The following is an 11,849-nucleotide window of genomic DNA, read 5'->3' on the forward strand; positions in this document are numbered from 1 at the left end:
CCGATGAATATTCGCCTTCTACTTTTCATTACGCTTTTTACGGGAATTTCTACTCATCCATTATTAGCTCAAGAATCGGATACTTTTGGTCCGAGCCAAGCCCACTATGTTTGGCCAACCGAAGCCAGCCGGTATCTTTCCTCTACTTTTGGGGAAACACGAGCAGCGCACTTTCATGCCGCTTTGGATATCAAAACCTGGGGACGAAAGGGATACGAAGTTTATGCCACCCGCGATGGAACTGTTGATCGTGTTGCTATTGGTCCAAGGGGTTACGGCAAAGTAATCTATTTAAAACACGACGATGGATCCTATTCGGTATATGCCCACCTGCTCGCTTTTAATGATGAACTGCAGCAGCTGGCTGATTCCGTTCGGTTTGCTGACAATTATCAATTTGAAATAGAAAAGTTCTGGGGATGGCGAAATATTGAAGTCGACCAAGGTGACCTCATCGGATACAGCGGCGCTTCGGGTATTGGTCCGCCCCACCTTCATTTTGAGCTTCGAACGCCCTCACACAAGCCATTTAATCCCCTGCTAACAAACTTATCGGTTAAAGATGACATCCCTCCGCAAATTAGAGGGCTTTCTGTAGAACCACTTAGTCTCAGATCCACCATTGAAGGCGAAAATGCCATATTTACCAAAAAAGCAAAACTCAAAAATGGATCTTATAGCTTTGGTACCATTACAACTAAAGGCCCTATTGGCTTAGGGTTAAATGCTTTTGATCAGTCTAACAATGTTCATAACACCTATGCCGTTTATGAGCTCAAGTTAAATGTAAACGGGGAGCACACTTTCAGCTCCCGAGTCGACAGCTTTTCGTACGGTGAAACTCACCAGATGTTCATCGATCGAGTGTATCCCCTCTTAAAAAATATGGACAAAGGATTTCAACGACTGTATATAGCGGATGGAAACTCCCTCCCATTTTATAAAACCGACAAACAAAATGGCGTCCTCAATTTGCCGGTGGGAACACATCATGTTACCATCACAACAAAAGATTATTACGGTAATACTTCTACAGCCAAACTTACTCTAAAAGTTTCCGAAGATCAGCAGCAAAAAAAGCATCAAATTTTCACAAATCGCAACTCAAATCCCGGCATTGTATCTCCAGATCAGTGGAACTGGTTTTCGGATTGGGTTACCATCCCATACAGTCAATATGAACATACCACCATTGGTTTGGCAGATGGAGAGGAATTTACTGAACATACCAACGGTATTGCAGTTAATCTAAAAGGACAAAAATCGATCTACGTCAATACTCCGGAGACGGGTCCACTGCAACTCTACCGGATTAATCCGAAATCTACCTCTTTTATTTCCTCCGCTGATCAAAACCATTTTGCCATATTTCCCAGGCAAACATTTTATGATACCGTTTCGGTGGGAATGTCTGTTAACAGTTTTACCCAAAATACCTTAACAGTTGATTTAATCCCGAATGCCTATCCGGTTAAAGAAGAATATGCCTTTTATACCGCTCGTGATAGTACTTTGAGTAATACAGCCAAACTCTCGCTTTATCATTATGATCAAGAGGATAAGGAATGGGAATTAATTCCTACAAGTTTTACGAACTCTCATATTATTGGCAAAACTGAAACTCTTGGCCATTTTTCTTTAAAAAAGGATCAAAAAGCTCCTGAATTAAGAAATCCACGCCTGCGCCAACGTCCCGATGGCAAATGGATTATTTATATAAATATTTTGGATAATCTTTCCGGCATTGATTATTCCAAGTCAAAAATATTCGTTAACGATGATCAGGGTATTGCAGAATTTGAGCCGGAAAATAATCGCTTTGTTTATTACCACCCTAATTTTGTGCCCACTCCCTCAATGAAAGTTAAGGTTATCGCCTATGATAAGATGGGAAATAAAACAGAACAGATTTTTGAATTAGAAAACAAAGAGTAAAAATAGGGAGAAACCGGTGTACAGCTTCTCCCCTTTATAATAAATATTCTGCTTATTTATTAAAGATGTGCAATACAGCCAATCTCAACCTTACAGTTTTTTGGTAACGTTTTTACTGCAACCGTTTCTCGTGCCGGCGGATCACTCTCAAAGTAATTGCCGTAAATTTCATTAACTGTTCCAAAGTTATCCATGTCATCCAGAAAAATGCTGCACTTAATAACTTTGTCAAAACCGGATCCGGCTTCATCCAAAACGGCTCTTAAGTTTTTCATGACTTGTTTAGCCTGAGAGTTAACATCGTCTCCCACAAACTCCATGTTATCGGGATCCAATCCTATTTGTCCTGAACAATAAACCAAATCGTCATGAACAACAGCCTGACTGTAAGGTCCTATGGCTTCCGGTGCATTTGAGGTATGAATAATCTTCTTCATGATCTGTAAATATTATTTTATTGACGTTGCATTTTTATTTTTCAATTCAATCAAAAACTCATTCAAATAAAAAGCGAATTTCTCGGGATGTTCCATCATGGGAGCATGGCCGCATTTGCCAATCCATTTAAGTCGAGAATTTGGCAATGCCTTATGAAACTCCTCCGCAACTTCAGGGGGTGTAATCTCATCTTGTTTACCCCAAATCAACAGAACTTCCTGATCGATATCAGACAAATAATCTTCCATGCTGTACTCGTGTGTCTCCCGGGCAATCGCCAGTACATTCAACAAATTCGATCGATCATTGATCACGTCCATGATTTCATCCATCAGTTCTTCGGTCACAAAATCATCATCATAAAAAGTAATGGCGGCTTGCTTACGCACATAATCGCGGTCATTTCGACGAGGAAATGTGGACCCAAAATCTCTTTCCTGTAATCCGGAACTTCCGGTTAAAATCAACGCTGCCACATTCTCCGGGTGTTGGACAGTATACTCAAGAGCGAGATGCCCGCCCATAGAATTACCCAGTAAAATAGGATTTTGAATGTCCAATGCCTCCATAAAAGAATGCAGCCATTTGGCCATATTCGTAAATGTCAGCTTTCGGGCCTTAAATTCATAGAGAGGAATAGCTGGCACAAAAACATTATAGTCATCTATATATTCGACCAATGCATCATAATTACTTAACCCCCCAAACATACCATGCAAAAAAACCAGATTAGCTGAATCCTCTGTTCCCTTTGAAATTTTGAGATATTCAAAACTGTTGTGATGATGACTTTCGAAATGACTACTGCCGAACATATAAATTGATACCTGGGTTAATAGACTGTTATTTTTAAGTATATAATATAATAAAATTATGCATTAATATTGCAGAAAGGACTATATATAGTTACTTTCTTCAATCACAAATGGATATTCTAATAACATTGAATTTATAGCAATCAGAAACCATGTTTATAAAAAAATTACCACATTTACTTGTAACATTGCTCGCAGCGATTTTGATAGGATGCGGATCTTCAAATCCGTTAGCTGACGAAGCTCAAAATAATCTTAAAAGTCAGGATTTTGAAGGTGCTATTGCTTCAGCTGAAAAATCCATTGAAAAGTATCCTGGAGATCCTTTGGGATATTACTATAAAGCCGTTGCACTTGGCGAACTTGCAAGTTCTAAAGAGGATCCAAGCGAACGACTCGAGTATTATAAAAAAATGGATGAAACATTTGAAACGGCTAAAGCTGTTGCTGATACTTCTGAAAATAAACCGGGAGAAATTGAAAACATTTCCGGCGTGAAAGTTGCCGTATGGCAGAATGAATTTCAGAGTGGTGTTAACTACGCTACCGATGACAGCCTTAAGGGTACGGTAGAAAATCCAATGGAGTATTCATTATACCACTTGCGAAATGCTACCGAAATCCAGCCAGACAGTGCAAGCTCTTGGAATGTCCGTGCACAAATAGCTGCTCAGAATAAGAAATTTGAAGAAGCTGTTACTTCAAAAGAAAAGTATATGGGTATGATCTCTGAGTCAGAGATTGATACCGTAGATTACATGCACTTGGGGAATTACTACTTCAATGTAGGAAACGATAAAAAAGTCGTTGAGGTCTTTGAAAAAGGAAAAGAGCGATTCCCCGAAAGTAGACCTATTGTTACAAACCTTGCTGATGCTTATAGCAGAGCTGGGCAACAAGAAAAAGCAATCGCTACACTTGAAGAGCTTGTTCAGCAAGATCCAGATAATGCCCAATACCGCTTGGTAATGGGTACGAAAATTTATCAGCAGGCGCTGGAGCTGCAAGATACATTGGGAACAAACTCTGAAAAAATCATGGAGCTGCAGAGGAAGTTTAAACAGGCTGATCCTTCCAAACAGGAAGAAATTAAGAGTCAAATTGATAAACTCAGTAATCAAAATGAAAAGCTGTTAGCTGAACAAGAAGAACTCACTAACCGTGCTGAGGAAGTAATTAAAAAAGCTCTGGAAATTGATCCCGATGAGCCAGCTGCTTACGAAACACTGGGCGTCATTTACCAAAATCGAGCCAAAAATCTTTTCGATCGCCGTAACAGAACTGCCGATAACAAAAAGGCGGCTAAGCTTGACGAACAAGGTAAAAAAGACATCCGCCAGGCTATGGATTATTATGAAAAAGCCGTCGAACTCGATCCTGATAACAAAAATTACTGGAGGAGCTTATTCCAGATTTACACCTTCCTCGGTATGGACGAAAAAGCTGAAGAAGCAATGGAAAAAGCGGGCATGGACGGATAACATCGATCTGATCACTCGCATTAACTAATTTACTACTTATTTATGATTTCCGACTTTACCCGAATAGCAAGCATTGTGCTTGCATTCGGGTTCTTTATTAGTTGTTCTACATTACAATCATCAACCCAAGAATCTGCTACATCTGAAAACCTTTCCGAACAGCAGATTCAACAACAAATAAATTCCCTCGAAAAGGATATTTCCTCAAATCCTGGGCAAGCTGATTTATACTTCCAAAAAGGTAAACTCCTCACAAAACTTGCTCAAAAGAAAGAGAATCCTTCAGAACGCGTATCTCCATATACAAATGCTCGTCAGGTTTTAAACCGGGCATCAGAACTATATGGTGATGATACAGACCTACAGAACAAAGTAAGCGACTTACTCAACATAACATGGAGTTTAGAACATAATCAGGGCGTTAAGATGTTGCAGGAAGAGAATGTGGAACAGCCCAATTATGATAAAGCTGCCGCCCATTTCAATAATGCAACTATTGTTATTCCCGACAGTGCAATTTCTTATACGATGCAGGCACGTGCATTGTACAAAAACCAACAACCGAAAAAAGCGATTAATACATTGGAAAGGGCGCACGGAAAGATTGATAATCCACCGACACGTCTTTTAGAACAACTGGCTTATTTATATCTCGAAAATGACGATCCACAAAAAGCGGTTGGAATTTATGAGCAAGCTGAATCCTTTTCAAATAGGAACTTGAACTTACTACATGGACTTTCAAATGCGTATATTAATGCAGGAGAACATCAGAAAGCAGTAAAACTGCTCGAACAACTGATCGAGAATGAGCCTGAGAATATTATTTACGGTCAATCATTAGCTACTGAATTATACTTTCTGGGTAAATCGAGCCTCAACTCTGTTGCTACTGCTCTGAAGGATGGCAATTCACTTGATGATACCGCATTTGATAGTGCAGATTCTCTAATTACAAAAGCCGAAGAACAGTTTAATCAAATTTCTGAAGCAAATCCTGGGAACTCGGAAGTTCAAGAACGTACTGCTACTTTTTACTATAACAGTGCATCACAATATCAAAAACTTGTCCCATTAGTATCGGATATACACCAAGAGCAACTACAAGAGAAGATCAAACAATATTTATCAGCTTCAATTCCCCTTTTTGAAAACCTGATAGAACAGGATCAGCAGAATAAAGAAATCTGGAAGAAACTTTTTCAGGCTTATTCTATTTTAGGAATGGAACAAGAAGCAGAAAATGCTAAGGATAATTTATAATACCTTTCAGTAATGAAATTCAATACCAAAACAATTCATGCAGGGCAGAAACCGGAGGAAACGTCCGGAGCTGTAATGCCTCCTATCTTTCAAACCTCTACGTATGCCCAGGAGGCCCCAAATGTACATAAAGGCTATGATTACGCTCGCGTGGGTAATCCTACCCGCACGGCCCTTGAAAAGCTTATTGCCGGGTTAGAAGATGCCGATGAATGTGCTTGTTTTTCCAGTGGCTGTGCTGCAATGGATGCCGTTCTCAAAATGTTTCGACCCGGAGACCAAATTATTGCCTCAAACGATCTTTATGGTGGTACGTATCGACTGTTTACCGAAGTGTTTGCTCCATACGGCATCGACTTTACCTTTGTGGATATGACGGATATCGAGAAGGTTAAAGAAGCTGCTACCGACGATGCCAAATTGCTCTGGATTGAAACCCCAACCAATCCCCTATTGCGGGTTGTCGATATTGAGGAGCTTACAGACTTTGCACAAAGTAAGGATATCCTATCATTGGTTGATAACACCTTTGCCTCCCCCTATCTCCAGCAACCGTTAGCGATGGGGGCTGACATGGTACTCCACTCCACCACTAAATATTTAGGCGGACACTCTGATATTATTGGAGGTGCTGTAGCCACTTCAAATGAAGCAGTTATGGAGCAGCTTCGCTTCCAGGTTAAGACTACCGGAGCTGTTCCCGGTCCGATGGATTGTTACCTTACATTACGAGGAATAAAAACGCTATCAGTACGCGTGCAGCAATCAGTAGATAATGCCAAAAAAGTTGCTTCCTTTCTGGAAAATCATCCCGATGTTGACGAAACTATTTATCCCGGATTAAAAAGTCATCAACAGCACGAAATCGCTAAAAAACAGATGAGCGACTTCGGCGCCATGGTTTCATTTTCCTTAAAGGATGATTCCATGGAAAAAGCTCAGGAATTCATGAGCAGAACAACAATTTTTACATTAGCTGAAAGTCTTGGAGGCGTTGAATCATTAATCAGCCACCCCGCTTCAATGACACACGGGTCGATCCCTAAAAAAGTTCGCGAAAAAGCGGGACTCAAAGACTCGTTAATCCGACTTTCGGTAGGTATTGAAGATGCCGACGATCTTATAGAAGATCTGGAACAGGCTTTCGAATAGATTTCGGATCACCAATAAATTTAAACCACAAAAACAGATTAAATTATGCGGAATGTAGTTATTGTTGATGCCAAACGAACACCCGTTGGCTCTTTCGGTGGAAGCTTATCCTCATTTTCTGCACCGGAATTAGGTGCGGCAACGATTACCGAATTAATAAAATCATCCGGTATCAAACCCGAGCAGATTCAAGAAGTGGTATTCGGGAATGTACTCACCGCCGGTGTAGGTCAAGCTCCTGCGAGACAGGCTGCACTAAAAGCCGGACTTTCTGAGCTTACTCCTGCAACAGCGATTAACAAAGTCTGTGCCTCGGGAATGAAAGCTATCATGATTGCCGCCAATCAAATTCAGCTCGAAGAAGCAGATGTTATTGCTGCCGGTGGTATGGAAAGCATGAGTAATGTCCCCTATTACCTAAATAAACACCGTTTTGGATCTAAACTGGGACATGCTGAAGCACAAGACGGCATCATCAGAGATGGACTCTGGGATGTATATAACGATTTCCATATGGGTAATGCAGCGGAAATTTGTGCAAAAGAATGCAATATTAGCCGTGAAGAACAGGACGAATTCGCCATCACCTCATATAAGCGGGCTATTAAGGCCCACGAAGAAGGTTATTTTGATGATGAAATCATTGAAATGAAAGTAAAAGATCGCAAGGGCAATGTATCCAAAGTTACAATGGATGAGGAGCTCAAACGAATCAATTACGACAAAGTGCCCAAGCTAAACCCTGTTTTTCAAAAAGACGGAACCGTTACCCCTGCTAACGCCAGCAGTATTAATGACGGAGCTGCAGGCGTTCTTTTGATGAGTGAAGAAAAAGCGGAAGAACTTGGATTTACTCCACTTGCTCGTATTGTAAGTCAGGCCAGTGCAGCTAAAAAACCCGAATGGTTTACCACGGCACCTGCCGATGCTATGCCTAAAGCTATGAAAAGAGCCAGTCTTGAAAAAGATGAGATTGACCTTTTTGAAATTAATGAGGCTTTTTCCGTTGTTTCTCTGGCTAATGAACAAATTTTAGAGCTCAACCCGGAAAAAGTAAACATTCACGGTGGAGCGGTCAGTATTGGTCATCCCATTGGCTGCTCGGGAGCACGTATCATTGTCACGCTTCTACATGCTCTCAAGCGTACCAAAGGACGGTATGGATGTGCTGGCATTTGTAATGGTGGCGGTGGAGCATCGGCCATGGTTGTGGAGATGCTTAATTAAGATCCTTTAAGAAATTGAAAGCAGGATGAACTATTTCATCCTGCTTTTTTATTTTTCATTTATTCTGATAACTTTATGTGAACTATATATTAGAGCAAGTTTTTAGATAAGAAATTAAATTTACTGATTTCTGTTAAACCCTAAATGTACTTCTTTCAACCGATTTTGTTATGACTAAGAAAGCATTATCAACTTTTGCCCTTCTATTTCTTTTAGCCGGTTTATCACATGCTCAAGTTGGTATTACTTCGGTACCATTTTTACAGATCGAACCCGATTCCCGGGCTGCTGGAATGGGAAATACCGGTGTTGCCATTGCCGATAATGCCTCGGCAGTATTTTGGAACCCCGCCGGGCTTGCTTTCCAAAAGGGAAATCAAATCAACTTTACGCATAGTGAATGGTTGCCCCAATTTAACGCTGACCTGTTTTATGATTATCTCGGTGGCAAATACTATGTGGAAGGGATCGGGACATTTGGCGGCCACGTTACTTTTTTGAATTTAGGAGAACAACTTCGTACTGATGAAACTGGACTGGAACAGGGACGTTTTAACAGCTATGAACTTGCAGCAGGACTTTCCTATGGACTTAAACTTAATGAAAACTGGTCCCTGGGTTCCGGTTTTAGATTCATTTACAGCAGTCTTGCCGATGGTCGGGTAAGCCAGCAGCGCATTAACCCAGGTTCCAGTGTAGGCGTTGACCTTGCTGCTATGTATAAATCAAATAATTTTAAATTTATCGGCAATGACGCCAATGTAAATGCCGGATTAAACATCTCAAACATCGGTCCCGGGGTAAACTATACTGATAATGCCCAAAAAGATCCCCTGCCGACTATCTTCCGTATCGGATGGGCATTTAACACAAACCTTGATAACGACGGCATCCACAAATTGACCATTGCCAACGACATCTCCAAGGTAATGGCACGACTCGACTCTGACGACAAGCCCAAAGGAGTTATAAATTCTCTTTTCTCGTCTTGGGGTAGCTTTACTCGTAATACCGGAACTGGAGAGGTTACTCTTTCTCTTCCACAACAACTGATGTATGCTGTGGGTACAGAATATTGGTACAACGATCTTTTTGCCGTGCGTGGCGGTTATTATTATGAAGATCCCAATAATGGCGATCGACAGTACATGACTTTGGGGGCTGGTATCCGATACAAGTTTGTAGGAGTTGATTTTAGCTATATTAACACCCTCGGTGCAGAAAACCATCCTCTTGCCAATACAACTCGTTTTGGCCTGCTCTTAAACTTCTAAATCGAGCAACCCTTTTTTTGATAAAAGCATGCTATTTATAAGCATGCTTTTATTATGTGGTCTTCCAAACCTTTTCGTCCTGCACATTTAAATACAGTGAAGCTTTAGCCGTATCTCCTTCACAAATTCTCAAGCCAAGTTAATCTCCCATCAACTCCTTGTAATCACTCTAATAGTTGAATTTTAGTCCGACAGAAACTAATTAACCTCAACTCTACCAAATATTTCCTATACCTTCCGAACTTTCAATAAATCAAACATACAGGGTTAACCATCATACTTTTTAAAAACTCTACTTAAGAAAATTTCCGGAAAACGCTTGGAAAATTAGCAACTATCTAAAACCAAGTATTAGGGCAAACTGCAAATTATTTTCCAGAACTGCTTTATGGATTCAACAAATTTGATGTTACCTTACTCATCGTAATTTATTACCAAATCAACAGGGAGCAAGATAACATACGGAAAAGTTTCCACTTCTTTTTTTTCGGATAACATTCGATGTTAATGTCCTGACATCATGATTAAAAAAGTGACATTTTTAGGTATCCTTTTGGGGATAATGGTAAACAGTATAACTGCACAAAACGAGCAAACTACACGGAAAATTACCCTTGATGATATTAAGCCTATAATCAATTACACTCAATCCAATCCCTTTTACCAACCGATAAGGGAAAAAGCAGGCTGGGCACTGTTCAGTTCAGCTGTTATTCCCGGAAGCGGACAAGCTGCTAACAAAAAATGGTTAAGGGCTGGGTTATACTTTTTGGCAGAAGCGGTGCTGATCGGTGTTTATCTTAAAGGTTCTCATGATGCAAGAATCGAAGAACGACGGTACAAACAGTTTGCCAATAACAACTGGAGTGTGATCAACTATGCCCAATGGTTAGTTGAATATCATGAACAAAATAACTTGAGCAATAATCACATTGATGATCTTAAGCAACATATCGAGGGCAAAACAGCTGATTACAATCCCGATAGTGATTGGTCGAAAATAGATATTGAACTGCTGCACAATGTGGAACGAAATACGCCGTTTGTATATCCTGAACATGTCGGTAATAATTTTTCACATGTTATGCCGGATTACGGCTCGCAACAATACTACGAACTCATTAGCAAATACTACCAATATGGTCCGGGCTGGAACGATTTTACAAACCAATACAAACTAAAGTGGGACGGTAGTGGCATGCCAGACCATTTTATTTTAGGTGCAAACATGGCTGATGATTTTAATGACAGCTATCGCCTGGCCGGGAACATGGTTTCATTTCTGATATTAAATCATGTTGTATCGGCTTTTGATGCCTATTTAACAGTCAAGGTTAAAAATCGAAAACTGGAAACCGAAACAAACCTGTTAAATCCGCATCGCACCTTTACACTAAAATTTCATTTTTAAGTAATTCCCAAATAATCATATTTTTAAGACATGCGGTCACAAATAAAATCATTACTCACAAATAAAATATTTTACCTGGGGTTAGGTGGTTTAATTGCCGTCGGAGCATTGTTTCTAACACTGCTCGATTTTGTAATTATGCCGGCCTATACCAATTACAACGAAGGGGTTACCGTACCCAATATTACCCAGGTTTCGTTAGATGAAGCCCAGGAACGTCTCACTTCTTATGGCCTGCGATATGAGGTCTCTGAACGTCGCTCCAATTCAGCTTATCCAGCTGATTATGTTATTGACCAGATGCCGGCAGCATCGGAAATTGTGAAGCCTAACCGTAAAGTCTATCTTACCGTAAATACCGAGGCGAATCCCACAGTTGAAGTCCCGAAAGTAGTTGATCTCTCGTTGCGCAATGCCCGGGTTCAACTGGAAAATTACGGTTTGAGCGTAGGTACGATTAGTTATGAATCATCCCGATTTAAAAATGTGGTACTTCGTCAGTCTGTACCAGCTGAAAATATTGTTCCAAAAGGCACCACAATAGATTTAGCCGTAAGTGACGGGCTTGGCGAAAAGATGGTGGATATTCCAAATATCAAAGGGCTTCGTCTTTCTGAAGCACAACAGAAATTACAGAAAGTAGGGCTTCGGATTAGTGAGATCCAATTTCAGCCAAGTAAAGAATTTGATCCCAATGTCATCATTAATTACGAGCCACAAAAAGACCAACTTACAGAAGGCGAAACGCTAAAACTTATTGTTTCGGAACGATTTGAAGTAGAAGAACAGGATGAATCCGGAGCCGTCATTGACACCTCAAATGTATCCTCACCAGAAGATAACAACAATTAAT

General features: G+C 40.4%; 10 protein-coding genes. 8 read left to right on the plus strand and 2 right to left on the minus strand.

From position 1 onward, the window contains the following. Positions 1–3 precede the first annotated feature (3 nt). The gene (locus tag CK503_RS01970) at positions 4–1,935 is read left to right on the plus strand and encodes a M23 family metallopeptidase (protein WP_095605093.1); all 1,932 of its coding nucleotides are present in this window, start codon (positions 4–6) and stop codon (positions 1,933–1,935) included. A 59-nt stretch (positions 1,936–1,994) separates the two neighbouring features. Here the strand turns inward: CK503_RS01970 and CK503_RS01975 are convergent, their stop codons facing one another. Together CK503_RS01975 and CK503_RS01980 are read right to left on the minus strand one after the other, a co-directional pair. Next, complete coding sequence (locus CK503_RS01975; protein ID WP_095605094.1) at positions 1,995–2,372, minus strand: RidA family protein; 378 nt, start codon at positions 2,370–2,372, stop codon at positions 1,995–1,997. A gap of 12 nt (positions 2,373–2,384) precedes the next feature. After that, positions 2,385–3,188: an alpha/beta fold hydrolase gene (locus CK503_RS01980; RefSeq protein ID WP_095605095.1), complete on the minus strand. Its 804-nt coding sequence runs from the start codon at positions 3,186–3,188 to the stop codon at positions 2,385–2,387. A gap of 152 nt (positions 3,189–3,340) precedes the next feature. Between CK503_RS01980 and CK503_RS01985 the strand changes: the two genes are divergently transcribed. The 7 genes from CK503_RS01985 to CK503_RS02015 all read left to right on the plus strand — a co-directional run bounded on the left by CK503_RS01985 (position 3,341) and on the right by CK503_RS02015 (position 11,848). After that, positions 3,341–4,669, plus strand: coding sequence for a tetratricopeptide repeat protein (locus CK503_RS01985; RefSeq protein ID WP_095605096.1), 1,329 nt, complete (start codon positions 3,341–3,343; stop codon positions 4,667–4,669). A gap of 42 nt (positions 4,670–4,711) precedes the next feature. Continuing rightward, positions 4,712–5,932: a tetratricopeptide repeat protein gene (locus tag CK503_RS01990; RefSeq protein WP_095605097.1), complete on the plus strand. Its 1,221-nt coding sequence runs from the start codon at positions 4,712–4,714 to the stop codon at positions 5,930–5,932. 12 nt (positions 5,933–5,944) lie between these two features. Continuing rightward, positions 5,945–7,084, plus strand: coding sequence for a cystathionine gamma-synthase (locus CK503_RS01995; RefSeq protein WP_095605098.1), 1,140 nt, complete (start codon positions 5,945–5,947; stop codon positions 7,082–7,084). A 45-nt stretch (positions 7,085–7,129) separates the two neighbouring features. Beyond that, positions 7,130–8,311, plus strand: a complete 1,182-nt coding sequence (locus tag CK503_RS02000; protein ID WP_095605099.1) for an acetyl-CoA C-acyltransferase — start codon at positions 7,130–7,132, stop codon at positions 8,309–8,311. A 170-nt stretch (positions 8,312–8,481) separates the two neighbouring features. After that, entirely contained in the window at positions 8,482–9,585 is a 1,104-nt protein-coding gene (gene porV / locus CK503_RS02005; protein ID WP_095605100.1) for a type IX secretion system outer membrane channel protein PorV, read from the plus strand. 520 nt (positions 9,586–10,105) lie between these two features. Continuing rightward, the gene (locus CK503_RS02010; RefSeq protein ID WP_095605101.1) at positions 10,106–10,996 is read left to right on the plus strand and encodes a hypothetical protein; all 891 of its coding nucleotides are present in this window, start codon (positions 10,106–10,108) and stop codon (positions 10,994–10,996) included. 30 nt (positions 10,997–11,026) lie between these two features. Then, the gene (locus tag CK503_RS02015; RefSeq protein WP_095605102.1) at positions 11,027–11,848 is read left to right on the plus strand and encodes a PASTA domain-containing protein; all 822 of its coding nucleotides are present in this window, start codon (positions 11,027–11,029) and stop codon (positions 11,846–11,848) included. Position 11,849: the final 1 nt, after the last annotated feature.

Origin of the sequence: Fodinibius salipaludis (assembly GCF_002287075.1) — a bacterium.
Lineage (GTDB): Bacteria > Bacteroidota > Rhodothermia > Balneolales > Balneolaceae > Fodinibius > Fodinibius salipaludis.